This window comes from Citrobacter sp. wls827 (genome assembly GCF_005280875.1).
In the GTDB taxonomy this organism is placed as follows: domain Bacteria; phylum Pseudomonadota; class Gammaproteobacteria; order Enterobacterales; family Enterobacteriaceae; genus Citrobacter; species Citrobacter youngae.
The window spans coordinates 130245-155004 of the sequence record NZ_SZWR01000021.1; the positions used below are offsets into that span (position 1 = coordinate 130245).

Annotated in this window: 21 protein-coding genes and 1 other RNA gene; 2 read left to right on the forward strand and 20 right to left on the reverse strand. The window is 51.1% G+C overall.

Features of this window, described 5'->3' with window-relative positions; genetic code table 11:
• The 6 genes from FDX03_RS23570 to ppsR all read right to left on the reverse strand — a co-directional run.
• Positions 1 to 401 (reverse strand): ABC transporter substrate-binding protein (locus FDX03_RS23570; protein ID WP_249357099.1); only part of this gene is annotated, 401 nt, incomplete at its 3' end.
• Complete coding sequence (gene chuS, locus FDX03_RS17745; protein WP_116360152.1) at positions 398 to 1429, reverse strand: hematinate-forming heme oxygenase ChuS; 1032 nt, start codon at positions 1427 to 1429, stop codon at positions 398 to 400. The genes FDX03_RS23570 and chuS, both read right to left, overlap by 4 nt.
• A gap of 47 nt (positions 1430 to 1476) precedes the next feature.
• Positions 1477 to 3462 (reverse strand): TonB-dependent hemoglobin/transferrin/lactoferrin family receptor, encoded by a 1986-nt coding sequence (locus tag FDX03_RS17750; protein ID WP_137346331.1) that lies wholly within the window; start codon positions 3460 to 3462, stop codon positions 1477 to 1479.
• Positions 3463 to 3535: 73 nt separating this feature from the next.
• A complete protein-coding gene (hemP, locus tag FDX03_RS17755; protein ID WP_137346332.1) occupies positions 3536 to 3724 on the reverse strand; it encodes a hemin uptake protein HemP in 189 nt (62 codons plus the stop codon).
• A gap of 209 nt (positions 3725 to 3933) precedes the next feature.
• On the reverse strand, positions 3934 to 4980 hold the full coding sequence (gene aroH, locus FDX03_RS17760; RefSeq protein WP_005120291.1) for a 3-deoxy-7-phosphoheptulonate synthase AroH: 1047 nt from the start codon (positions 4978 to 4980) through the stop codon (positions 3934 to 3936).
• Positions 4981 to 5106: 126 nt separating this feature from the next.
• Positions 5107 to 5940: a posphoenolpyruvate synthetase regulatory kinase/phosphorylase PpsR gene (ppsR, locus tag FDX03_RS17765; RefSeq protein ID WP_003030553.1), complete on the reverse strand. Its 834-nt coding sequence runs from the start codon at positions 5938 to 5940 to the stop codon at positions 5107 to 5109.
• A gap of 329 nt (positions 5941 to 6269) precedes the next feature.
• On the opposite strand from ppsR, the gene ppsA reads away from it, so the two are divergent.
• Complete coding sequence (gene ppsA / locus FDX03_RS17770; RefSeq protein ID WP_137346333.1) at positions 6270 to 8648, forward strand: phosphoenolpyruvate synthase; 2379 nt, start codon at positions 6270 to 6272, stop codon at positions 8646 to 8648.
• Between the two features lie 93 nt (positions 8649 to 8741).
• Here the strand turns inward: ppsA and fadK are convergent, their stop codons facing one another.
• From fadK to FDX03_RS17795, 5 genes are all read right to left on the reverse strand, one after another.
• Positions 8742 to 10379, reverse strand: coding sequence for a medium-chain fatty-acid--CoA ligase (fadK, locus tag FDX03_RS17775; protein ID WP_137346334.1), 1638 nt, complete (start codon positions 10377 to 10379; stop codon positions 8742 to 8744).
• Between the two features lie 81 nt (positions 10380 to 10460).
• Complete coding sequence (locus FDX03_RS17780; RefSeq protein WP_048211858.1) at positions 10461 to 10754, reverse strand: ferredoxin; 294 nt, start codon at positions 10752 to 10754, stop codon at positions 10461 to 10463.
• Positions 10751 to 12040, reverse strand: a complete 1290-nt coding sequence (locus tag FDX03_RS17785) for an FAD-dependent oxidoreductase (protein WP_137346335.1) — start codon at positions 12038 to 12040, stop codon at positions 10751 to 10753. Before FDX03_RS17785 ends, FDX03_RS17780 begins: the two co-directional genes overlap by 4 nt.
• A gap of 57 nt (positions 12041 to 12097) precedes the next feature.
• Positions 12098 to 13033, reverse strand: coding sequence for an electron transfer flavoprotein subunit alpha (locus FDX03_RS17790; protein ID WP_048211856.1), 936 nt, complete (start codon positions 13031 to 13033; stop codon positions 12098 to 12100).
• Between the two features lie 21 nt (positions 13034 to 13054).
• Positions 13055 to 13819: an electron transfer flavoprotein gene (locus FDX03_RS17795; RefSeq protein WP_048211855.1), complete on the reverse strand. Its 765-nt coding sequence runs from the start codon at positions 13817 to 13819 to the stop codon at positions 13055 to 13057.
• 509 nt (positions 13820 to 14328) lie between these two features.
• Between FDX03_RS17795 and FDX03_RS17800 the strand changes: the two genes are divergently transcribed.
• Positions 14329 to 15219, forward strand: a complete 891-nt coding sequence (locus tag FDX03_RS17800) for an AraC family transcriptional regulator (protein ID WP_048211854.1) — start codon at positions 14329 to 14331, stop codon at positions 15217 to 15219.
• A 54-nt stretch (positions 15220 to 15273) separates the two neighbouring features.
• Here FDX03_RS17800 and FDX03_RS17805 read toward each other — a convergent pair whose 3' ends face one another.
• From FDX03_RS17805 to ydiK, 9 genes are all read right to left on the reverse strand, one after another.
• Positions 15274 to 16425 (reverse strand): acyl-CoA dehydrogenase, encoded by a 1152-nt coding sequence (locus FDX03_RS17805; RefSeq protein ID WP_137346336.1) that lies wholly within the window; start codon positions 16423 to 16425, stop codon positions 15274 to 15276.
• A gap of 13 nt (positions 16426 to 16438) precedes the next feature.
• Positions 16439 to 18034 carry an acyl CoA:acetate/3-ketoacid CoA transferase gene (locus FDX03_RS17810; RefSeq protein ID WP_101741697.1) on the reverse strand — a complete coding sequence of 532 codons (1596 nt, stop codon included), beginning with the start codon at positions 18032 to 18034 and terminating at the stop codon, positions 16439 to 16441.
• A gap of 156 nt (positions 18035 to 18190) precedes the next feature.
• Positions 18191 to 18949 (reverse strand): type I 3-dehydroquinate dehydratase, encoded by a 759-nt coding sequence (aroD, locus tag FDX03_RS17815; RefSeq protein WP_137346337.1) that lies wholly within the window; start codon positions 18947 to 18949, stop codon positions 18191 to 18193.
• Between the two features lie 34 nt (positions 18950 to 18983).
• Complete coding sequence (ydiB, locus tag FDX03_RS17820; protein WP_048211850.1) at positions 18984 to 19850, reverse strand: quinate/shikimate dehydrogenase; 867 nt, start codon at positions 19848 to 19850, stop codon at positions 18984 to 18986.
• Between the two features lie 21 nt (positions 19851 to 19871).
• On the reverse strand, positions 19872 to 21107 hold the full coding sequence (locus FDX03_RS17825) for an MFS transporter (RefSeq protein WP_061067799.1): 1236 nt from the start codon (positions 21105 to 21107) through the stop codon (positions 19872 to 19874).
• 242 nt (positions 21108 to 21349) lie between these two features.
• On the reverse strand, positions 21350 to 22570 hold the full coding sequence (locus tag FDX03_RS17830; RefSeq protein WP_137346338.1) for an MFS transporter: 1221 nt from the start codon (positions 22568 to 22570) through the stop codon (positions 21350 to 21352).
• Between the two features lie 146 nt (positions 22571 to 22716).
• The gene (locus tag FDX03_RS17835; RefSeq protein ID WP_061067800.1) at positions 22717 to 23073 is read right to left on the reverse strand and encodes a YdiL family protein; all 357 of its coding nucleotides are present in this window, start codon (positions 23071 to 23073) and stop codon (positions 22717 to 22719) included.
• A 195-nt stretch (positions 23074 to 23268) separates the two neighbouring features.
• Positions 23269 to 23376: antisense sRNA RprA (gene rprA, locus FDX03_RS17840), an RNA gene on the reverse strand.
• Positions 23377 to 23564: 188 nt separating this feature from the next.
• The gene (gene ydiK / locus FDX03_RS17845; RefSeq protein ID WP_048211846.1) at positions 23565 to 24674 is read right to left on the reverse strand and encodes an AI-2E family transporter YdiK; all 1110 of its coding nucleotides are present in this window, start codon (positions 24672 to 24674) and stop codon (positions 23565 to 23567) included.
• Positions 24675 to 24760 lie beyond the last annotated feature (86 nt).

Here is a 24760-nt window from a genome sequence, read left to right on the forward strand (position 1 = left end):
GCTTCGCCTTTAGCCTCCTGGTGTGTCGCCTGCGCAATGACCTGCACTTTCTCATCAATCACGCTAAGCGTATTACTGGCAGGGACCGTGACAACCCTGACGTTGCTGTGTTCGACCTGCTTCAGGGCCAGAGAAGGCTGCGCTTGTGCGCTGGCTAACACCAGAGTAGGGCGGGTAGCCAGGATACCTTCGGCGTTGAGCTGACGTAAATAGCCTACATCGGGTAATTGGGTCGCTTCCTGTGGCCACTGACTGGTGCTGTCACGTGCCACGAGGGATGATTGCGCATCCAGCGCATACACAATTTCGGTGACGTCGCCACCGAGAGCCACAACGCGTTCTTCGTCAGCAGCCAGCGCTGCGATGGGCAGCAGCGCAATCAGGACCAGCAGTTTTTTCATGCGGCAAGTCCTTTCGGCGTGAGCGCGTCAATCTGTGCGCGCCATTGCGTCTGCTCTGGTTCACCTTCCGTACGCTGTCCATAAAGCTGGGCAATTTGCGTGCCATCGGCAGCAAACAGTTCCAGACTGGTGACGTGGCCATCGGCGGTCGGTTTGCGCGTCACCCACGTTTCTGAGACGCTCTCTTCCAGCAAATGTAAGGTAAATGCCGGGTTGAATATATTCAGCCAGCCTTTCATCGGCACCAGTTTTTCTATTACGCCGGTAAAAATCTGTACGCAGCCGCGATTACCCACGAAGACCATAATTTCATTGCCATCCTGGCGCGCGGTATCAAGTAACTGCGCCAGTGCGCTATTAGAAACTTTACAGGCCAGATCGTCGCCCACCAGATTAAATGCCTGTTGACGGGTGAGATCGTGGCGTTTCAGCAAACCGAAGAACTGATGTACATCAGTCATCGCTCGCCACTCTTGATCAACAGTCTGCGCATCGACCGTGATGACGGCTGGCGCAGAAGTGTTGGTAGGTTGCAGTACCAGTGGCGGGTTTTCAGCGAAGATGAAACGGGTCAGCAACGCAGCCCATTCCTCAACGAGGGTATTCTGTGTGGCATAGACTTTCAGCAGCGCATCCCCCTGATGGTCAAAGAACTGAATGCTCTGACGCTCGCCGTGGGCGGTGGTCTCACTGATATGAAAAGCGCTTGCCCACTGATTAAGGAACAGGCGCAGGTCGAGGGCGCGCGGATTAAGAACCAGTCCGGCATGACCGTTCAGGTGTTGATTGGTAAAAGCGCCAACCTGTTCATGCACCGCATATTCGTTGCGGCAAATGCATTTGGTTTCACCTACGGCTTCCAGTGCGCTGAGGATTTCGCGGACTTCGCCACGTAAGCGCCAGGCGTCATGGCCGACGCGCGCAAAGGTCAGTTCGGCTTCGCTAATATTCATCAACCCTGCAATGTCACGTGCGTATTTACCGGGATTTTCTTTCTTCAGTTCCAGCCAGCGTGTGTAATGATTCATTGTCTCTTCCTTCCAGATTGCTACCCCGGCGAACCGGGGAAAAGTGATTACCACTGATAACTCACGAAAATTTTGCCATTGCGACCATCCTGTGGGATGCCCTGCGGCGACCAGTACTCTTTGTCGAAGGCATTGCCCAGCACCAGCGTGGTGGTCATGCCTTTCAGCGCTTGTTGCCCCTGATAGCTCACGTAGAAATCGTTTACCGCATAGCCAGGCTGTTTAGCGTAGCTGCTGCTGATATGCGTGGAGCGGTCCGCAAACGTGCCTATCCAGCCGACTGAGAAACCGCTGTGTGCCACGGGTATGTTCAGTTTGCTGGTGACGGTATCCGGGTTAATGCTGGAAATGTATTCGCCCGTGTCAGTATCTTTGCCGCGTGTGCGGTTATAGGCCATATCGAGACTGAACAGATCGGCGGAGTACTTCGCCATCACGTCCCAGCCCCAGATTTTGGCGTTGGGGACGTTATAGGACATGGTTGTCGCGGCAGCAAAGTCGACGCTGGTGGAGATGTAATCTTTCGCTTTGGTGTCGAAATAGCTGGCTTTAAATTCGAGCGCATCGCTCGCCATCAGCAAATCGTCAAAGCGCAGTCCAAATCCGTACTCCTGCGTTTCGTTGGTTTCCGGGCGCAGGTTAGGGTTTGGCACCCAGTAGTTAGTGTAGAAACGACCAATAGAGAAGTGTTTTGCATCGTTATACATCTCGCCCATAGTCGGGGCGCGGAAGGCCTGAGCCCAGGACCCGAACAGCATCAGCCAGTCGGCTGGCGTAACGGTCATTCCTGCGCGGGACGACCATTTGTCGGCATCGACATCCGCGTAACCATCGCTGCTACCGCGATATGAGTCATAGCGTGTACCACCCAGCAATGTTACGGGCAGATCTCGCAGGGTGATTTCATCCTGCAGCCAGCCGGAGCTAAAATCAATTTTTGCCTCAGGGAAACCGGTCGTCGCACCTCCGGGGCGTTGTTCCTGGCGATAGTACTCACCACCGTAAGTTAACAGGTGAGAAGCAAAGGAGTCGGTAAACAACCGGCTGCGGTTATCAATTTTTCCGCCTTTGGTCGTTTGTTTGCGAAACTCATTAGTCGCATCCGGATTCTGGGCATTAATGCGAGCCTCGGACCAGTAAAGGCGAGCATCAGCGTTCAGCCAGTCATTGTCCACAGGGGCGAGCGTGTAGGTCAGTTGCGCATCACGCTGGATGGTTGAACGGTCGGTCATCGGGTTGCTGGTGGCATCCGCCGCGCTGGTTTGTGGGTTCTTAGGTTCACGGGCGTCATTGTTGTAGTAGCGCAACGAGCCTGCCAGCGTCTGGGCGCTGTCAATTTTCCAACTGCCTTTCGCCAGCATATTGTTGATCGCTTCATCGTTTGGCGCTGTAGTGCCGTCGCTCTGGCGCAAATCACCGCGATCGCGACTCGACCATGCAAGCAGTCCGTCCAGCGTATCGGTACGCCCAAATGCGCTGGCGCCCATACCGAGGCTGTGATCGCCGGTTGCCGCAGTACCGAACACGCGGTAACCGCTGTTTTGTCCGGCTTCCAGCAGATCTTTGGCATCCGCAGTGTCATAGGCGATCACGCCGCCGAGCGCACCGCTGCCATACAGCAGAGCAGAAGGGCCGCGCACGACTTCGATGCGTTTGATAAGCGCCGGGTCGAGGAAGGTACTGTTCAGGTGTCCGGTGTCGGTGCCCTGACGAACGCCGTCAACCAGCACCAGAACGCCGCGGCGGTCATAGCCGCGCAGATTGACGTCCTGACCGTTGGTTCGTCCTGTACCGTCAAGGGTAAGTCCAGGCACTTTACGTAACAGATCGGCCGCTGAACTGGCGGTCTGGTTTTCCGGCGCGGTCGCATCAATAACGCTGACCATCATCGGCGCTTCAAAGGCATTACGGGCATTGCCGGTGGCGGTGACGGTCATATCTTCGACCGCCGCATACGCGAAAGTGGGCAGGCTACTGACAATCGCCAGCGCCAATAGCGAGGGACGCAGGGATGCAGTGTGCAGGTATGGCATAGCAACTCTCCATTAGGAAATCGAAAGCGCTGGCTGCCTGGGTATCACCTGGGTGGCTGGCGAAAGGTGTTGTTTATTTGGTCAGAATGAGTTTTCCGGCTTGGGTCTGGCGCAGCAAGTAATGCTGACCATCATGTTCTATGACCACGCGTCCTTCTTTACCCAGCAGGCTTTTACTGTCAATTCGACGCTCATTTGGCGTGACAGAAGGCGGTGTTTTTTCTTTTGCAGGCGTTGCTGTAGTGTTATCCATACGTGACATAGTGTTTAAAAATAACAATCAATGTAACAATGATAATCATTATCAATAAACTGAGAATTTGCATCAAGTCTTTTTGTGAAATAATTGTGACGGGATCAAATTTGCGGGATTGTGCTGCATTAAAAAAGCCCGGTCGCATTACGCTGATCGGGCCTGGATGGGCGCGAACCTTAGGTCGGGTCAGGCGAAACCGCCGCCCGGGCATGATGTTAGAATCGACTGTCTACCGCTGCGGCGAGTTTTTCAACCAGCAGTTCCGTATCTTCCCAGTTCAGGCAGGGATCGGTGATTGACTGACCATAAACCAGTGGCTGGCCGCTGACGATTTTTTGCGTACCTTCGCGTAAGAAACTTTCCGCCATGATCCCGGCTATTGCCGTCGAACCATTGCGAATCTGCTGACAGACGTCATCGCACACTTCTAACTGACGGCGATGCTGCTTCTGGCAATTGCCATGGCTGAAATCCACCACCAGATGCTCCGGCAGAGAGAATTCATGCAGCGTATCGCACGCAGCGGCAATATCTTCGGCAGAGTAGTTCGGCTTTTTACCACCGCGCATGATGATATGACCGTAGGGATTGCCGCTGGTCTGATAGATAGTCATCTGCCCGGTTTTATCCGGTGAGAGGAACATGTGGCTGGCGCGTGACGCGCGAATAGCATCGACGGCGATACGCGTGTTGCCATCTGTTCCGTTTTTGAACCCGACAGGGCAGGAGAGCGCGGAAGCCATTTCACGGTGAATTTGGCTCTCTGTGGTGCGTGCGCCAATTGCGCCCCAGCTGATCAGATCAGCAATAAACTGACCTGTCACCATATCGAGGAATTCAGTGGCCGTCGGTACACCCAGTTCGTTGACCTGTAACAGCAGTTTACGTGCCAGCTCAATACCATGATTTACACGATAGCTGCCATTCAAGTCCGGGTCGGAAATGAGGCCTTTCCAGCCCACGACGGTACGCGGTTTTTCAAAATAGGTACGCATCACGATTTCCAGACGCGCCTGGTGTTTAGTGCGCAGTGCCTGCAAACGCGTGGCGTATTCCATGGCGGCATCGAGATCGTGAATCGAGCATGGTCCAACGATGACCAGCAAGCGAGGATCTTCACCATTCAAGATTTTTTCTATCCGGCGTCGGGAATCCGTAACATGGCGGGCGACGGAGGACGAAACAGGATGCCGTTGCGCAAGCTCTGCTGGAGTGACCAGGTTGTCAATACGCGCAGTACGGAGTTCATCGGTTCTGTTCATTACTTATCTCAGAAATTTGTTGCTTCAACGGCAGGACTACCGGGAAGTGATGTACATCACAATATCACACTCATCCTGCCTGGTGGCGAGCATAATAACAAAAAATCGAACCAATGCACTAGCATTCTAGTACATGCGGCGATTCAGCCCCATAATGTCGAGGATCTTGGTGGCAATCTCTTCTACCGAGTAATTGGTACTGTTCAGCCATGGGATCTGGTTTTTTCGGTACAACGCTTCTACCTCAGCAACTTCCATTCGGCACTGGCGCAGCGAAGCGTACCGGCTGTTCTCCCGGCGCTCTTCGCGGATCGCCGCCAGGCGCTCAGGGTCGATGGTCAGGCCGAATAATTTATGCTGCAACGGCTTCAGAGAGGCGGGCAGCACCAGATTATCCATATCATCGGCAATAAAGGGGTAGTTGGCCGCACGGATACCAAACTGCATAGCCAGATACAAACTGGTCGGAGTTTTGCCGCAACGAGAAACGCCAAGCAGGATCACCTGCGCCTGATCGAGGTTGCGCAACGAAATACCGTCGTCGTGCGCGAGGGTATAATCAATGGCGGCAATACGCGCATCGTACTTGTTGAGGTTGCCGGGATTCAGGCCGTGCGTGCGATGTGCGATCGGCGTGGGGTCGAGTTTCATCTCATGTTGCAGCGGCGCGACCAGTGCCTGGACGATGTCCTGGCAAAAACCTTCACTTTGTAAAATGATCGAGCGAATTTCCGGCAACACGATGGAGTAGAACACCAGAGGACGCACACCCGTTTGTTGATAAATGGCGTCAATCTGGTCTTTAACCGCCCGCGCACGACTCTCATTTTCAACAAACGGCAGCGTAATGCTGCTGATCGTGACCGGAAATTGCGACATTACCGCGTGACCCAATACCTCTGCGGTGATGGCTGTGCCATCAGAAATATAAAATACATGACGATCAACAGCATTATCCATTTTGCTCATCCTGGGGGCAGACATAATTCTCTGAAAGCATAAATTAAAATTCGTCAGAAGCGAATATTGCTGCATCAGTTTTATAAAGTGAAACAGTATTTTTATATTTAATGAAAAGTACATTTCATTTTTCGGAACAAATGTTTATACCGACTGATTTTGTGGTGATCCCGTGCCGTTCGCGGGTTTGCGCAAATGCGGAAAGAATCTGAAAAAATAAAAAATAAAGTTGCTTGAACGATTCACCGTTTTTTTCGCTGAGGTAAATATGCCAAGATAATTACGCAAAATTGAGTTTCCTAACCTCGTTCATATATAAGGATTGTTCGATGTCCAACAATGGCTCGTCACCGCTGGTGCTTTGGTATAACCAACTCGGCATGAATGATGTAGACAGAGTTGGGGGCAAAAATGCCTCCCTGGGTGAAATGATTACTAACCTTTCAGGTATGGGCGTTTCCGTACCGAATGGTTTTGCAACGACCGCCGATGCGTTTAACCAGTTTCTGGACCAAAGCGGCGTAAACCAGCGCATTTATGAGCTGCTGGATAAAACGGATATTGACGATGTCACCGAGCTTGCAAAAGCGGGTGCACAGATCCGCCAGTGGATTATCGACACTCCTTTCCAGCCTGAACTGGAAAATGCCGTCCGCGATGCCTACGCGCAGCTGTCAGCGGACGATGCCAATGCTTCTTTTGCCGTGCGTTCCTCCGCTACAGCAGAAGATATGCCAGATGCGTCATTCGCGGGCCAGCAGGAAACGTTCCTCAACGTCCAGGGATTTGATGCCGTACTGGTTGCTATCAAACACGTGTTTGCCTCGCTGTTTAACGATCGCGCAATCTCCTATCGTGTTCATCAGGGCTATGATCACCGCGGCGTCGCGCTCTCTGCGGGCGTTCAGCGGATGGTGCGTTCTGATCTCGCGTCTTCCGGTGTCATGTTCTCCATCGATACCGAATCCGGTTTCGATCAGGTGGTGTTTATCACGTCTGCATGGGGCCTGGGCGAGATGGTGGTGCAGGGCGCTGTGAACCCGGATGAGTTCTACGTGCATAAACCGACGCTGGCGGCTAATCGTCCGTCCATCGTGCGTCGTACGATGGGCTCTAAGAAAATCCGCATGATTTATGCGCCGACTCAGGAGCATGGCAAGCAGGTTACCATTGAAGACGTTCCGCAGGCGCAACGCGATGTTTTCTCACTGACCAACGAGGAAGTGCAGGAACTGGCGAAGCAGGCGGTGCAAATCGAGAAGCATTACGGTCGTCCGATGGACATCGAATGGGCGAAAGACGGTCATACCGGCAAGCTGTTCATTGTACAGGCTCGTCCGGAAACCGTACGTTCTCGCGGCCAGGTGATGGAGCGTTATACGCTGCATGCGCAGGGTAAAATTATTGCTGAAGGTCGTGCCATCGGTCACCGCATTGGCGCGGGTCCGGTCAAAGTCATCCAGGACATCAGCGAAATGAACCGTATCGAGCCAGGCGATGTGCTGGTTACCGACATGACCGACCCGGACTGGGAACCGATCATGAAAAAAGCGGCGGCAATCGTCACCAACCGCGGCGGTCGTACCTGTCACGCGGCGATTATTGCCCGTGAACTGGGAATTCCGGCGGTTGTTGGCTGTGGCGATGCGACCGAACGCATGAAAGACGGTGAGAAGGTTACTGTCTCCTGTGCCGAAGGCGACACCGGTTATGTTTACGCTGACATGCTCGACTTTAGCGTGAAGAGTTCCAGCGTGGAGACCATGCCGGATCTGCCGTTGAAGGTGATGATGAACGTCGGTAACCCGGACCGCGCTTTCGACTTCGCTTGTCTGCCAAACGAAGGTGTCGGCCTGGCGCGTCTGGAATTTATCATCAACCGTATGATTGGCGTACACCCGCGTGCTCTGCTGGAGTTTGATGACCAGACGCCTGAGCTGCAAAATGAAATCCGCGCCATGATGAAAGGTTTCGATTCTCCGCGTGAATTCTACGTTGGTCGTTTGACGGAAGGGATCGCGACGCTGGGGGCGGCGTTTTATCCAAAACGCGTCATCGTGCGTATGTCTGACTTTAAGTCCAACGAATATGCTAACCTGGTCGGCGGTGAGCGTTATGAACCGCATGAAGAGAACCCGATGCTGGGCTTCCGTGGGGCGGGCCGTTATGTTGCCGATAGCTTCCGCGACTGCTTTGCGCTGGAATGCGACGCAGTAAAACGTGTCCGTAACGACATGGGTCTGACTAACGTTGAAGTGATGGTACCGTTTGTACGTACCGTTGCCCAGGCGAAAGCGGTGGTGGAAGAGCTGGCACGCCAGGGGCTGAAACGCGGTGAGAACGGGCTGAAGGTAATCATGATGTGTGAGATCCCATCCAACGCCTTGCTGGCTGAACAGTTCCTCGAATACTTCGATGGCTTCTCTATCGGGTCTAACGACATGACACAACTGGCGCTGGGTCTGGACCGTGACTCTGGCGTGGTTTCTGAACTGTTTGATGAGCGTAACGATGCGGTGAAAGCACTGTTGTCGATGGCGATTCGTGCCGCTAAGAAACAGGGTAAATACGTGGGTATTTGTGGCCAGGGCCCATCTGATCACGAAGACTTCGCGGCCTGGTTGATGGAAGAAGGGATCGACAGCCTGTCGCTGAACCCGGACACTGTCGTACAGACCTGGCTAAGTCTGGCTGAACTGAACAAGTAACTTGATGCCGGATGGCGGCGTAAACGCCTACCGGCCTACGATTGGCATTCAACGTAGGCCGGATAAGATGCGCTAGCGTCGCCATCCGGCACTTTATCCTGCAACACTCTCCACGCTCAAACGCTGAATAATATCCTGACGCAGTTGGTATTTTTGTACTTTACCGGACGCTGTGCGCGGTAATTTCTCCACGATCACAATGTGCTCAGGGTATTTGTACTTTGCCACCCGCTTGCGACTAAAAAAGGCTACCACTGACTCCAGCGACAGCGAATGGTGCGGAGGTTTTAGCACCACATACGCACACGATCTTTCGCCTAAACGATCGTCCGGCATTGCCACAACGCAGGCATCATGGATACGCGGATGCTGCAACAGAATATCCTCGACCTCACGGCTACTGATATTTTCTCCACCGCGCACAATAATATCTTTCTTACGCCCGGTGATTTTGATGTATCCGGCATCGTCCATTCGGCATAAATCGCCGCTGTAATACCAGCCGTCATTATCCAGTGCTCGGGCGGTGAGTTCAGGTTCATCAAGGTAGCCCATAAAAACATTGGGCCCGCGGGAGGCCTCTTCTCCTTCCATACCCGCAGGCAACGTGTTACGTGCCTCATCGACGACTTTAATTTCCACGCCGGCTGCGGCATATCCGTCGGTGTTCATCATGCGGGAAAGCGAATCATCCAGATTGACCACCGCGTGCGGCGAGCTTTCTGTTGAGCCATAGACGCTTAAAAGTTTAATGCCGAGCTGCTGACAATCGCGGGCTATTTTTTTCGGAATAGTGGTGCCGCCGCATAAGAAAAAGCGTAACGACGAGAGATCGTAGGGATGTTTTTCCACGCTACACAGCATGTCATAGACGAACGGTGTGGCGCCGAGTACGCAGGTACAGCGCTGCTGTACCAGTAATTCGAGACAGGATGCTGGAGTAAAAATATCCAGCAGTACGCTGCGTGCGCCAATTAAAAACGGTGCGGTCACGCCATGTAAAAAACCGGTAGCATGGCCAAGTGGCGCGGGCATTAAAAATACATCCAGCCAGGTAAGATTAAGACGGGCACAATAGGCGCGTTCACTGGCCAGGATGTTGTTGTGGGTCAGCATTACCCCTTTGGGCATCCCCTCTGTTCCGGAGGTAAACAGCACCGCAGCCAGCTCATCGGCATGCACACTAATTGGCTGGGTTAATGGTGGTGATAAAAGGAGCTGGCTGAGTGCCAGTGAGTCTGTCGCGGGTGCCAGCTTATCGACGGCAACAATCTGTTGCAGATGCGGCAGCTGGTTTTGCAAGGGCAGGATCAGATCTACCGGCCGGGTTTGTTTAAACAGCGTAGGTGCGAAAAAAATCTTTGCCTTGCATTTGTTCAGTACCCATACCAGCTCGGCTTCGCGCCAGGCAGGAAGTAGTGGTACGGAAACCGCTCCGGTTTTCAGACAGGCCAGATAGATAAGGGTAAATTCACACCAGCCGGGCAGTTGAAAGGCGACGCGGTCACCTGGCTGGATTCCGCAGGCTAACAACCAGGTCGCCAGACGGCTGGCCGCGCTGTCGAGCGCGGCGTAGGTGTATGAATCGCCGTGATTATCGACCACAGCGATTTTGTCCGGCATCGCCTGGGCTGTTTGGCTCCAGTAATCACCCAGCGATGCATCCCCCCAAAACCCTTGTTGTCGATAAGCTTCCCGACGTTCGGCATTAAACGTTAATGTGACACTCATGAGTTATTCCCTGGATAATTTCGGTACACGTCCTGCCGAATAACAGATGTGCTGTATCCGGCGTGCAACAGGCGATACGTGTTAGCCGTAACGGAAATCCACACCAAATGTCCCAACCGGGTATTCCCATTGTTCGAGGATAGTAGAGCCGCACAGAACCCGGCAGGTACCACATTCCAGGCAGCCTGCGGAATCAAAATGAATATTTCCACTTTCGTCCTGCTTATACAGTCCAGCAGGACAGGCTTTCAGCAGTTTGCGAAATTCTTTCATGTCAGGATGTTCGGTAAGGATGATGTGCGGATGCCCCTCATCGACATTGAATTTATTAACGCCCAGTTTGACGTCAACATTTACGGTGTTGTCCTGACTCATAGTGCGGTTGCTCCCTTTATGCCGTCTTTCAGTAGGTTCATCAGCCCAATCTGCTTCGCGTGGGATAAAATGGTCTTGCGAATTGGCTGGTTTGGGCTGCCATCAACGGTGAACATATCGCTCATGATATCGGCCACCATGCGCGGGTATTGGGTAAACAAACGGGGGTTTTCCATTAGCGCGGGGATCTTACGGAAATGCTGTAAATCACGCATCACACAACCCTGTGCAAGGGCGCGTTTGTAGTCCATCAGGCTGTTGGCGGAGAAATCCTGACGTTCTTTCGCTGCAATGGCGGTTTTGGCCGCAGCCTCTGCTGAAGCAATCGCCAAATCCATGCCACGCACGGTGTAACCCAGGTTCAGACAAAAACCGGCGGCGTCGCCGACTATCATCACACCGTCATCAACCAGCTTCGGTACCATCGCCAGGCCGCCTTCCGGCACCATGTGTGCGGAATACTCCAGCAATTCACCGCCGGCGATCAGTGGGCGAATAGTGGGGTGCTGTTTAAAATCTTCCAACATTTGCGGAAAGCTTTTTGTCGCATGCCCGATATTGCCCAGACCACATACCAGTCCCAGAGAGACGGAGTCTTTGTTGGTATACAGGAAACCTCCGCCCATCAGGCCATTAGATGGCGAACCGGCAAACAACCAGGCGGCACCTTCATTTCCTGACAGATTAAAACGATCTGCAATGACTGCTGGCGGCAGGCCGATCAGTTCTTTTACGCCAACGGCATAATGATGTGCCGAAGAAGGCGGTACCATTCCCAGTGAACGTCCCAGCATGGAATTGACGCCATCAGCAAGGATAACGATATTGGCTTCCAGGATATCGTCACCCGCCTGCACGCCAGTGACTTTGTTGCCTTCCCGGATCAGGGAATCGACGCGAACGCCCGGAATAAACTGAGCCCCGGCCTGTTCGGCTTTTTCCATCAACCAGGGATCGAGCCTGTTGCGCAATACGGTATATGAGTCCTGCGCTGGGGTATTGTCTTTTTCACGGTGGAAATCGAGAGTGACAGCACTTTCTTCCGTCAGGAAAGAGATTTTTTCGCGGGTCACTTTCCGTTCGACAGGGGCTTCCTCTGCAAAGCCGGGCATAATGTGCTCCAGGCTATGCGTGTAGAGTCGTCCTCCGGTCATGTTTTTGCTGCCGGCACTGTTTCCGCGCTCAATAACCAGCACGTCCAGCCCGGCCTGGGCCATCACGTAACCTGCTACCGCACCCGCCACGCCAGCACCGACCACAATGGCATCAAATTTTTCATCTGACATGTTCTTTGCTCCTTTCCCGCCGCGAATGCAGCGGGATATGTGCGTTAAATGTGGCCGTTAGCGACTGAGCTGTTCGATAAGGGCCGGGACGACTTTGTAAATGTCACCAACCAGACCGTAATCGGCGTAGTTGAAGATCGGGGCTTTTTTATCTTTATTGATGGCGACTATGATCTTCGCGCCGTTCCCGCCGACCATATGTTGAATTTGCCCTGAAATGCCCAACGTCAGGTACAGATCTGATTTCAACAGCACGCCGGAAACGCCAATATAGCGCTCGCGCTCCATCCAGTTTTCACCTTCGGCAATAGGGCGTGAACAACCCACTTCGGCACCCAGAACGGCGGCAAGATTGCGTACCATCTGCAGGTCGCTCTCGGCCACCAGGCCACGACCGACGCCAACCACGCGTTTGGCTTTGCTGAGATCGACACTGCTGAGAGATTTGGCGCGACGTTCCTGGCAAACAATCTCATGAAGTGGCGTGATATAAGGTGCTGAGATGACAGGGCAAGTGTGCGCAGGATTGGTTTCTGCTGGTTCAAACATACCAGGGGCAAGCGTGATAATCGCCAGCGCGCTATTCAGTTTTTCTTTACCGAATGCCAGACCGCCATACATACGGTGTTCTGCAAACAGCGCACCTGCATCGAGAGTGACCGATGTGGCGTCGTTTACCATCGCCGCATTGAGTTGCATGCTTAACCGCGCGCCCAGTGATTTTGTGCGTTTAGACGCAGGCATCAGCAACAGGCCGGTGTGCGTTTGCAGTAAGGCTGAGACAGTCTCGGCGTAGTTTTCAACACGCTGCAGTTCACTGGCGTGTTCGAGCACGATGATGTCATCGGCACCCAGCGCTTTCACCTGATCGGCCTGTTCGTTGCCCTGCACAATAAGGTGTACCTGCTCGCCCCACTGGCGGGCGGCGGTCATTAATTCCGCATAGCGTTCTACGTTATCGCTAAACACCCATACGTTGGCTAATTTACTCATGATGATTGTTCTCCGTTGGGCTTAGTTCAGGGCTTTTTTCAGATGTTCGGCCAGTTCGGCAATGGCTTCTGCTGAGTCATTTTCCAGAATGATGTGCTTACGTTCTGTCTGCGGTGGAACGCTAAGGCTGACTAATTCCGCCAGCGGTGACGCTGGCGTCCAGCCAATATCGCTGGCCTGCCAGGGGGTGACGGGTTTTTTGCCGGCACCAAGAATAGCTTTCATTGCCGGAATCCGCGGTGTATTGATATCCGAGGTCACGCAAATTACTGCCGGGAGCGGCAGGTCAATGACTTCGACTTCATCTTCAAGGGTTCGCTCAACCAGAATGCGGTCGCCGTTACGTTGGATGTTGCTTACCGCGTTAACCACAGGAAGCTGCAGGAGCTCACCTACCAGTAAACCGACCTGTTGTGCGTAGACATCGCCGGACCCTTCCCCGAACAGCATCAGATCGAATTTAATGTTTTTAGCCGCACAAGCCAGCGCCTGGGCGGTATCGCGCGGCAGCGCATGCTCCAGCTGAGGGTCCTGCACCATAAACAGGCTATCCGGACCGCGGGACAGCACGTCTTTACGTACTTTAGAGTTTTGCAACAAGGAGCCGCCCACGGTTAAGGCGACAATCTCATCGCCTTCGGCGGTAAGTTGTGTGGCGGCTTCAATCGCATTCAGATCAAATTGACTGATTTTGGCATCGGCCCGATCAAAGTTAAGCGAGCGCTCTGGGGTAATAACAATGTCCTGTTCTTCAGGCACCAACTTAAAGCAGGTTATTATTTTCATGGCATCTCCAGTGAGTCACGTTCGGATGATGACGAAGTGCGTCATTATCGGCAGTAGGGAAAATTTGACTGAAAATAGTGTGCGGCAGAGTAGGGCCTGTTTTCGACGGGGCAATCTGTTTTCATTCCCAACAATCTTGCAGAAAAATGTGCAACGGCGATGCGGAGTTTCTAAGCGAGGAGTAAAAGTTGTGTACGCAAGGTTACACCGTGAAAACAGTAAACGAGGGTGTAATTGAGAAATGCATCCTATTTTTAAGCGATATCTGCCCGCATTTGTTTCTGATATGTAAATCGTTAATGTTGAATTAATAACATTTATTCTTTTCAATTAGTATAAAACGTAAATAACGCACGCTAACAGTGTTCCTGGACAAGAAGTGTCATCTTGCAGACGGCGCAAATAATTTTGTTTCGCTTGGATAGAATATCGTTGTATAACGTGGTTAATCGTTATCATTTAACACTATTAATTTTCCGCACATTTACCATCTAAAGGTGGAGGCTGTCATGTATCAACGATGTTTTGATAATGCCATGGAAACCCTTTTTGAGCAGGGGAAGACCCCCAGATTTTCGCGATTCGTCATCAGTGATGATCCTAACTGGGAGTCGGGCCACCATGTGCATGACAATGAAACCGAACTTATCTATGTCAAAAAAGGTGTCGCGCGCTTAATTATTGATTCTTCACTGTATGTCGCTCACGCCGGGGATATTGTGGTGATAGAACAAGGACGGTTACATGCTGTCGCCTCGGATAGCAACGCACCTGCCACGACCTACACCTGTGCACTGTACGGTTTTCGCTTCAATGGTTGGCAGGATAACCAGCTGTTGCAGTTACACTCGTGTCCGGTCATCAGCGTCGGCCAGGGAAAGGAAGTTATTAAGAGTATTTTTAATGAACTGAGTATTATGATACCGCAGTGTAAAAATAATCTGTCATCCTCTGCTTATGATGCCTTTGCCTACGCATTAACCGTCTTGTATTACGAAAACTTTAAAAATGCTTATCGTTCGGAGCAGGGGTATATTAAAAAAGACGTGTTAATTAAAGATGTTCTGGTGTATTTGAATAACAACTTTCGCGAAAAAATCACACTCGATCAGTTGTCGAAAAAATTTCGCGCCAGTGTGAGTTATATTTGTCACGAATTCACTAAAGAGTATCGTATTTCGCCGATTAATTATGTTATTCAACGACGAATGACGGAGGCAAAATTTTCGCTGACGAATACGGAAGCGTCGTTAGCGGAAATCTCGTGGCGGGTGGGGTATGAAAATGTTGATCACTTTGCCAAACTCTTCCAGCGACACGTAGGCTGTACTCCCAGCGATTATCGTAAGCAGTTTAAAAATAATCTGACTGAGCAGGAATGCCTGCAGCCGGAAATCTGATTTTCTGGCGTAAGTCCGGATAGCGTTTATCCGCTATCCGGATGACAGTACGGCTTACTTGTTTTGATAATCTTTCAGGATCTGACGTCCGGCGACGTAGATCATGATTTCATCGGTGCCACCGCCAATGCGTTCGCAGCGTACATCACGCCAGAACCGGGATACCCGGGCTTCATCGGTATAACCCAGACCACCCATTATCTGAATTGCGTCGTCGATAACTTCCATCGCTGTGCGCGCGCAGTACAGTTTTGCCAGCGCCGCACTGGTACGCAGTGATTGTTCCTGATCGGCCTGCCAGGCGACTTTCAATACCATATTGCGCATGTTTTCGATTTTAACCGCCATCAGCGCCAGTTTTTCCTGGATCATCTGGTTGTGGCCAATCGGTTTACCAAAGGCGATACGCTGGTTGGCGTAACGTGCGGCATCCTCGAAAGCGCATTCTGCAAAGCCGGTGCTGCGTGCTGCGTTGATCAGTCTCTCCATTTCGAAGTTGTACATCACATTGAGGAAGCCCATACCCTCTTCGCCGACCATATCACTTTCGTCAACTTCAACGTCATCAAGATAGACTTCGCAGGTACTTAACATGTGCCAGCCGATTTTGTGCAGCGGATTAACTTTGATGCCGGGTTTCTTCGAATCCACCCACCACAGGGTAAAGGCTTTCTTCGGATCTTTCGGCTCGGGATCACAAGCCAGAACCAGCATATACGGGTACTCTTTGGCACCGGTAATAAAGGTTTTTTGCCCGTTAAGGTACACCTTGCCGTTTTTGCGGGTGTAGCTGGTGGTGGCGCTGTTGTTATCTGAGCCAGCTCCCGGTTCGGTTAACGCCAGCGCATAGGCCGGATCGCCCGTTTCCATGGTGCTTTCAGCGGTTTTACGTAGCTGCTCCGCGGAGCCAAAACGGCGCATACTGTGGATACACTGGCCGTTAGTGATCAGAAAGGCAGGCGCACCGCATTTTGAGACTTCCATCAGCGCCAGCATTTGCGTGACGTAATCTGCCGGAATGCCACCGAACTCTTCCGGCACGCCCAGCATCGAAATACCGTTATCCGCAAGCGCGCGCATAAATTCTTTAGGGTAGGTGGAGGTCTGATCGCAGGTGCGGAAATATTCTTCCGGGAAATTACTGGTGATCAGTTCCCGAATGCTGGCAAGCAGCAGCTCTTGTTCTTCAGTTAATGAAAAGTCCATCAGGGTACTCCTTTTAATTGGCGGCGTCGGGCAAAACAAAACCCATCGTGGCATCGATAAATAATCTTTCGTCCATCAGTTTCAGGTCTGGAGAAATAACGGGGGTGAATTCCATTTTGTCCAGAATGTCTTCTTGTAAAGAAACACCTGGGGCAATTTCCACTAAATGGAGGCCATCTTCTTTTAACGTAAATACGGCGCGTTCGGTGATGTAACGCACATCCAGTCCACGTTCGAGGGCAATTTTTCCACTGAAGGTGATTTCAGGTAATTCGCTAACGAATTTCTTCACCCGACCTTCCTGCACGATATTCAATTTGCCGTCGGCAACATCTGTTTTCAGACTTCCGGCTGTCAGGGTGCCGCAGAAAATAATTTTCTTCGAGGTGGCGCTGATATCAATAAAACCGCCAGTGCCCATGATCTTGCCATTGAATTTATGCACACCGACGTTGCCGTGCTGATCGACTTCGGCGAAACTTAAATAGCACACATCCAGACCGCCACCGTGGTAGAAGTCAAACTGGGAGGTCATATCCAGAATAGCGCGGGTATTGACGTTGGCCCCAAAAGCGATGCCCTGCGAGGTAATACCGCCGATTGGCCCGGTTTCAACCGTCAGTATGAAGTCATCGGCGCAGCCTTCTTCACGCGCGACGAGACCAATACCATCGGCAATTCCTACGCCAACGTTACCCACTGCACCTTTGCGCATTTCGAACAGCGCACGTCTGGCCACCAGTTTACGTTGGTTAAGCGGCAGGGCAGTTTGCAGGCTGTCATCAAGGATGAAATCGCCTGAAATAAAACGGTTAACCGGCGCTCCGCCATACAACTGAGTCTGTTCTGGATCGATAACGACGATATCCACCAGATAGCCAGGGATCCGCACGGCTTTAGGGTGCAGTGTGGCTTTCTTCACCATTTTTTGTACCTGCATCATGACGATGCCGCCGTTGTTATGCACGGCCTGCGCGATGACCAGCGCATCGAGATACATCACTTCATCTTCAAAGGTGGCGTAGCCTTCGCTATCACAGGTGGTGGCGCGAATAAAGGCGATATTCGGCGCAATGGCTTTGTAGTAGAGATACTCTTTGTTATCAATTTCTACCAGTTTGATCAGATCTTCGGTGGTCACTTCATTGAGTTTGCCACCTTGTTGGCGGGGATCGACAAACGTGCCAATGCCGATATCACTCAAAATACCTGGCTGATGGGCCGCAGAGGCACGCAGGGTTTGAGTTAATACGCCTTGTGGATAGTTGTAGGCGGCTATTTTATTTTGTTCCGCGAGGTCGGATATCCGTGGGGATTGTCCCCAGTGACCGCACAACGCCCATTTAACTAAACCTTCCTGTGCCAGTGGACTAATACCCCGGTCTGCACGGTCGCCCAGTCCTGTCGGGCTAATTAGCGACAAATTACGTGGAGATTGGCTATTTTTATATTTCTCGGCTAGTGCATTAATTAATGTTGTGGCTTCAAGTATCCCACCGCCAGCGCCTAATACGCAGAGTGTGGCTTCATCCGGAATATAATCAATTGCGTCAGCTGCAGATAATACCGGTACCCGACCATTTAAGCGTGTTGGTCTTGAAAGTTTCATATAAACTCCAGGTTATATTCGTGCGAATGCCTATCGCTATATTCGATAATAGTATTTTGCGTTATTTGAAAATATTTAATCGTCTGCCAGATATTCGTGGTAAAACGAATATCTGGGGCAGGGCGTTATTTATTGCAATTTAAAAATATTGGGCTATTAAGCCTGGTGTAATATTGTCAGAACGGTACGTAGATCGGTTACGGAGATTTGTCCTGGGGCCGAGGCTTTTTTCACCGCACCAAACGTCGCCGCTGAGCCGAAAACTTCGCCGGACAGTCGTGAGATCACACCGGTTTTCGCCATTGACATGGTAATAATTGGGCGGTCGGCGTAGCGTTCCTGCATTTCCAGCGTTGCGCTAAGCAATGTCAGCACATCCGCTTTGCTTTGCGGCATCAACGCGATTTTGGGAATATCTGCACCAAGTTCCTGCATTTTACGCAGTCGCTGGACAATATCATCGGCTGCTGGTGTCTTGTGAAAATCATGATTCGACATAATAACGAAGACATTTTTTGCGTGCGCATGCTCGGCGGTCGCTTTAACCAGTTCATCACCGGTGAAAAGCTCCAGGTCGATCATATCTACCAGACCGCTGTCCACTGCTGCGCGGTTTAATGCAATATAGTTTTCGACGGACAGAGCCTGTTCACCCCCTTCTTTGGCACTACGGAAGGTGAACAGCAACGGTTTATCCGCCATCACATCACGGATCGCACGTGCGGCTTCCAGTACTGCGTCAATGGAAGCGACATCTGCGAAATGGTCAACACGCCATTCCAGGATGTCGAAATCCGCTTCGCGATAGGCCAGTGCTTCGCTTTTTACCGTTGAGATGTCTTTACCCATCAGTGAGACAATGATCTTCGGCGCACCCTCGCCAATCACGAGGTTTCTTACGGTTACGGTTTTCATTGATTACCCTTTAACTATTCACAAATACTGCCCATCAGGCTGCAAAACCCATAACCTGTTTGACATACTCCAGCGGGAAATCTTTCCCGGTCCAGAGCTTGAACTGCTCAGCCCCTTGCCACAACAACATGCCGTAACCATCAATCGTTTTGCAACCGGCATGTTGTGCCTGTTGCAACAACCTGGTCATATGCGGGTTATACACGCATTCGGTCACCAGCAGTTCCGGGCGAAGCAGGGAAACGTCGGTCACAATAGATTCGTTATCCAGCGGTTTCATGCCGACTTTCGTGCCGTTGGTCAAAATATCCGCGCTGGCGAGTGCCTCGGCAAATGCCTGTCGATCGGCAAGGTCGATCACGGTGACAACGCAGTCGGTGTTTTCATTAACACGTTTAGCGAATGCCTGCGCCTTTTCAAAGAACTCATCTTTACGGTTAAAGATCTTAATTTCTTTGATGCCTTCAATGGCTGCCTGAGCGCCAATGGCTGTAGACGCGCCGCCCGCGCCCAACAGTACCATGGTTTTACCTTTAATATCGAAGCCGCTTTCTTTAATCGCGCGAATATGGCCGGTGCCGTCGGTGTTGTAACCACGCAGGTAGCCATCATCATTAACGATGGTGTTGATTGCGCCAACCAGTTTGGCGGCAGGTGTTAATTCATCAACATATTCACAGGCCAACTGTTTATTGGGCATAGATACCCCGGTGCCGCGCATTTTTAACGCTTTTAAACCAGCGATTGCATTAGCAAACGTTGAGTTATCGACTTCAAATGCCATGTAGGTAAAAGGCAGACCCGCTTTTTCTAATGCTTTATTTTGCATTTCAGGGGACAGACTGTGTCTGATAGGGTAGGCCATCAGACCAATCAGTTCATATTTTGCAGTTACGTCCATTTGATACTCCTTCTAAACAATTTATTGAAAATAACGTTCGCCCAACCGCACATCATTTTGGGGGATATCAAATACGCGGTAATAGCGAATAAAGACGATGATGGCGGTGATGAAGGCCAGCAGAGCAAATGCAAGGTCCAGCAAAATGATGTATTGCAGGCCGATGTTAGAAAGGTATCCGGTGATCAGTGGGATAATAAAGTTGGCTACACCACCCATCATCATATAAACACTGGTGACTTTGGCTTTGCTCTTCGGGAAAAACTCTGACATCACCGAGACACCGAGCTGTAAAATACCGCCAGCAGCAGAAAAGCCAATCAGAAACGAACCTGCGTTACAAACCAGCGGAGAGGGATACAGATAAATGACCGCAGCGGTAATGCTTGCCAGACCAGCGTTAAAAACGTTAGCCCAAATGGGGCGAACCATTTTCTTCAGGAGGGCAGCAAAGATGAATACGCAGACCAGCGATCCCATGCTGTAGTAAGAGATGGTTTTTAGTGCGTCAGTTTCTGCCATGCCAGCAAATGCCATGGCATATTTCGGCATCCAGACCACGATGACATAAAAGGTTGAGAATGCGGCAACCCCAAACAGCACGGAAGCGACACCTTCCAGCCAGACCAGGGGTTTACTGTTCATCTGTGGCAGATCTTTGGCGAGACCCGCGTCCACCATCTGGCTGGGAAAGCGACTTTTTAACAGCATCAGGGTGATGACCACGAACAGTACACCCGGGATGATGACCGCATAGCCGTACCAGACATGGTTGAGCAGCATGGTGCTGACGACGATGGGGTAAATCATCTGACCAAACGACACCATGGCTTTAACCAGAATAACCGCCGAGCCGGATGCTTTAGGGAAACATTCCATTAACGCCGGATAACCGCCGGTATCCAGCGCTGAATTCGCTACGCCAACGCATACAGCCAGAATAAAGGCAATCATCAGATTGGGGCTGGCGGGAATACCGAAGAAGAACAGCATATATAGAATAACGCCTAACAGAATGATAGCCCGACGACCGAACTTATCTGAGAGAACGCCAAAGAATAAAATACTGACCAGTCGACCAAGACCAATGCCGGAAATTAGATAGGCAATCCCTGCATTATCGGTTGAAAACTTTTCAGCCAGGGAGGTCATGTTTTGCGCCAGTGTGATGACGCTAATACCGTGTAAAAAATAACTTAAATAAATACAGGTTATCGCCAGAAGAAATGGCGTGTTAAAGGTCTTTTTCTGAGACATTTTTTCACAACTCCTTGCGGATTTTAAAATTATTCTGTGCTCGTCGGTGTAGTTTAAATTTCGGCGACCTTGTGATTAATATACCGGGCAGTAGTTATTGTACCTACATAGCATGGCGTTTAAGTTACCAGGTATATTGCATATCAAACTGTGAAACCTAATTCGTCAGGCCGACGTTTTGCCGTTATTTTAAAAATACGTCCAATTATTTTGCAGAAGAGGGGAACAATATTGCACCCGCGTTATTGTGCGAGTGGTGCCATGTTTAACTGACGCTTTGCTGCAAGCCGGCTGCGATAACCAATAAACAGTGCCAACAGGAAACCGAACGCAGCGATACCCGCATCAAACCACATGATGTGCGCAATACTGGTTTCGGAGAGCCTGGCGGTAATCAGTGGGATCGTGAAGGTCGCGATACTGCCCGCGCTGTAGTAAATACCGGTAGCTTTACCTTTCGCCTGCGGGAAGCGAGCGGCCATTAGCGTTAGACCGATTTGCACGACGCCTCCGGCTGATGAGAACCCGATGACAAAGGCGAATGTAATCACGACCCAGGTCGTTGGATGCAGGCAAACTGCCAGCAGCGCGACAAAGGAGATAAAGGTGTACAGCATCAACAGAGACGTGGCACGACCCGCTTTTCTCGCCAGGGGAGCAGTAATGAATACGCACAGCAGCGAACCACAGGTGTAAATACTTAACAGCTTGATAGATAACGTATACGGCATACCGGCGACAAACTGACCATACTGTGCCAGCCACTGGCTAACCAGATAAAATGTGGCCATCGAGATATAGCCATACAGGGTGTAACTCCCCAGATCGAGAAGGGAACAACCATGCTTCGGCTGAATAGGTTTCTGTAAAGAGGATGATGGCATGATGGAATGCTTCGGCCCCGGATGTGCAGGGAAGCGGCAGCGAAACAAAAATATGCTGTTGACCGCCATAATTCCCGCCGCCAGCAAGAAAGACCAGCCAAACCAGAGTTCAGCCCACACCAGCAGGCTGATAACCATCGGCAACAGAAACTGGCCGCTGGACACAAAGGCTTTAATCAGGATATTGGCGGTGCTGGGCGAGCGGGGGAAGGCTTCCATCAGGCTGGGGTAGGTTCCGGCATCAAGAAAACTGTTTGCCATTCCCGCTAAAAAACCGAAGGCGTAGGCAATCACAATGCTGTGAGTATTGATGATGCCAAAAAAGAAGATGAGGTAGCAGATCATGCCAAAAATGATAAACGGTCTGCGGCCATAGCGATCGGAGAGCATGCCTGCAACTAATAAGACGCTTAACCGACCGATACCAAGGGAGGAGATGACAATCGAGACCCCCGCTGCATTGGTTTGCCACTGCTGTTCAAGTGAGGACATATTGAGGGACATCAGAATGACCCCCATACCGTGTACCAGGTAATTAAGGTACAGCCCTATCGCAGTAGAGAAATAGGTGTTTTTCATAATGTGTTACTCGGCGAAGAGGCTAAATGGATGTTGTATTTTGTGTCGCGTAGGGCGTGTTAGCCCAAATAGTATGCAGACTGCGCGTGAGCGAGGGCATAATGTCGGGTGCCCGTGTTGCAACGTAGTGCTGGCGTTATGACCGCCTAACACAAACGCTCGAGGTTGTGTGCATAGAGCTCCACTGCAGCAGATTGGTAGATTTTCCAGTCGAGAAAATTGTCGTGGTGATAAACTGCCTGAAAAGAAACCAGATCGGGGAAAAAACGCATCGTGTTATTACCGATACGATTATTTATTTTTTCGATGATCGCGTTAATTCTTAACTTTCTCTTTGCTTTCATTTCTGCACAAATGCGCGCGATGTTTTCCGGGATTTCTTTTTCCCCACTTTCCCATTGTTGCCAGGCAACAATGTCGCCATCACGCGCGATATACGCGGCGCTTTCTTCTACCGTCATAGCAAAAATATGGCGGATAGCCTGCAATTCTAATGCGTTCATTATTTGATCACTTAATAAAAGACGGTGGAATAGTAATAGCATTGTTGTGGATATTTCGGCTTGAAGAGAGTCACAGTATCTTGTGCAATATTATTTGTTATTAATCTGTGAAGCTGGTGCATTTGGCGTGAGAGTGAAATAAAACAATTGGCTAGCTGATGTGATGTAGGCCGTGATGGGACGTGGAAATGCAGGATAAAAAAAAGCCCATCGTGGGAGATGGGCAAAGACTACACACAGCAATTCGTTGTTTCACTCAGGGGATTTCCATGCTTATAAATCAATGTGTTGATCTAAAGCCTTGGGGTAATAGTAGGCATGCTGGTTTTTCACGTCGATCAGATTCATCTCAATAGTTTAAAAACTGTAAAGAATTTGCGACATAAATGAGTACTCCCACAGGGCTGGGGCTGGGGTTGGTTCGGGGAGCTGCGATGTATTTATCAGCAATAGTAAACAATCAGGCGGCAATGTTGCCGCCTGATGTTGTATTACTTATTGCTTTCGATTTCAGCGATTTCTTCGAGAATTTTATCCGGGTCAGTGCCCGGTGCAGGGGCTTCATTGACCCATGCGGAGAACAGGCGCCATGAGACAGCCAGTACCACTGGGCCGATAAACAGACCAATCATACCGAATGCAATCAACCCGCCGATAACCCCGGAAAGAATAAGGATCAACGGCAAATCAGCCCCCATACGGATCAGCATGGGACGAATAACGTTATCCAGTGTTCCGACCACGCCACTCCACACCAACAGCACCGTGCCCCAGGTAGAATCACCTGTCCAGTAAAGCCAGATAATGGCCGGAATCAGCACCGGTAAAGGCCCCAGTTGCACCAGACAGGAGAGGATCATCAACACCGCCAGTAGCGTCGCGTAAGGTACCCCCGTTACCGCCAGACCAATACCGCCGAGGACTGCCTGTACCAGCGCAGTGACGACCACGCCTAATGCAACCGCACGAATGGCCTGCGCTGCCAACAGGATTGCCGCGTCACCGCGTTTTGATGCAAGACGGCAGGCGAAGTGGCGAATGCCTAGCGCTACCTGCTCACCGCGCCAGTACAGCAGGGCGCTGAATAGCAACATCAAGCCACAGTGCATCATAAAGCGGCCAATATGCGCGGCCTGACCAACAAACCAGGTGGTTGTGGTACCGATATAGGGACGAACCTTAGCCATGATAGCCGAACCGCCCATATCCAACAGGCTGTGCCATGCGCCATAGAGTTTGGCACCCACCAGAGGAATACTGTTTAACCACGCCAGATCCGGCAGCGTCATATCACCGGCGGTAACGGCATGAATCAGGGGACCACTGCCATCAACGATGCTGTTGACCAACAGAGCGATAGGAATAATAAATAACAGAACTAACAACAGGGTCATCACCAGCACGGCCAGCGAACGGCGTCCCCACAGCAATTTTTGTATACGTATCAGGATGGGCCAGGTCGCAATGACCACCGTACCTGCCCAGGCAAAACCGAGGATAAAGGGTTGCACAATCCAGAGACAGGCCACAATCATGATGGCTAAAAACAGCACCGATAGCAGCACTTGTGCAATATCCCTGGGCTGACGGAAATTTACCATAAATACTTTTCACCTTTGTCTTTGCGTCAGAACGTTGACGCGACGTGAACACGTTAATCACACTCTATAATGATGAGCAATTTCAG

Coding starts and splice junctions, on each gene's coding strand:
- FDX03_RS17810 (WP_101741697.1), bottom strand. CDS start 18,034: ATGAAACTTTCAAGACCAACACGCTTAAATGGTCGGGTACCGGTATTA.
- FDX03_RS17790 (WP_048211856.1), bottom strand. CDS start 13,033: ATGAGTAAATTAGCCAACGTATGGGTGTTTAGCGATAACGTAGAACGC.
- FDX03_RS17830 (WP_137346338.1), bottom strand. CDS start 22,570: ATGAAAAACACCTATTTCTCTACTGCGATAGGGCTGTACCTTAATTAC.
- fadK (WP_137346334.1), bottom strand. CDS start 10,379: ATGAGTGTCACATTAACGTTTAATGCCGAACGTCGGGAAGCTTATCGA.
- aroD (WP_137346337.1), bottom strand. CDS start 18,949: ATGAAAACCGTAACCGTAAGAAACCTCGTGATTGGCGAGGGTGCGCCG.
- FDX03_RS17785 (WP_137346335.1), bottom strand. CDS start 12,040: ATGTCAGATGAAAAATTTGATGCCATTGTGGTCGGTGCTGGCGTGGCG.
- ppsA (WP_137346333.1), top strand. CDS start 6,270: ATGTCCAACAATGGCTCGTCACCGCTGGTGCTTTGGTATAACCAACTC.
- hemP (WP_137346332.1), bottom strand. CDS start 3,724: ATGTCACGTATGGATAACACTACAGCAACGCCTGCAAAAGAAAAAACA.
- FDX03_RS17750 (WP_137346331.1), bottom strand. CDS start 3,462: ATGCCATACCTGCACACTGCATCCCTGCGTCCCTCGCTATTGGCGCTG.
- ydiK (WP_048211846.1), bottom strand. CDS start 24,674: ATGGTAAATTTCCGTCAGCCCAGGGATATTGCACAAGTGCTGCTATCG.
- aroH (WP_005120291.1), bottom strand. CDS start 4,980: ATGAACAGAACCGATGAACTCCGTACTGCGCGTATTGACAACCTGGTC.
- chuS (WP_116360152.1), bottom strand. CDS start 1,429: ATGAATCATTACACACGCTGGCTGGAACTGAAGAAAGAAAATCCCGGT.
- FDX03_RS17800 (WP_048211854.1), top strand. CDS start 14,329: ATGTATCAACGATGTTTTGATAATGCCATGGAAACCCTTTTTGAGCAG.
- FDX03_RS17795 (WP_048211855.1), bottom strand. CDS start 13,819: ATGAAAATAATAACCTGCTTTAAGTTGGTGCCTGAAGAACAGGACATT.
- FDX03_RS17835 (WP_061067800.1), bottom strand. CDS start 23,073: ATGAACGCATTAGAATTGCAGGCTATCCGCCATATTTTTGCTATGACG.
- FDX03_RS17825 (WP_061067799.1), bottom strand. CDS start 21,107: ATGTCTCAGAAAAAGACCTTTAACACGCCATTTCTTCTGGCGATAACC.
- FDX03_RS17780 (WP_048211858.1), bottom strand. CDS start 10,754: ATGAGTCAGGACAACACCGTAAATGTTGACGTCAAACTGGGCGTTAAT.
- ydiB (WP_048211850.1), bottom strand. CDS start 19,850: ATGGACGTAACTGCAAAATATGAACTGATTGGTCTGATGGCCTACCCT.
- ppsR (WP_003030553.1), bottom strand. CDS start 5,940: ATGGATAATGCTGTTGATCGTCATGTATTTTATATTTCTGATGGCACA.
- FDX03_RS17805 (WP_137346336.1), bottom strand. CDS start 16,425: ATGGACTTTTCATTAACTGAAGAACAAGAGCTGCTGCTTGCCAGCATT.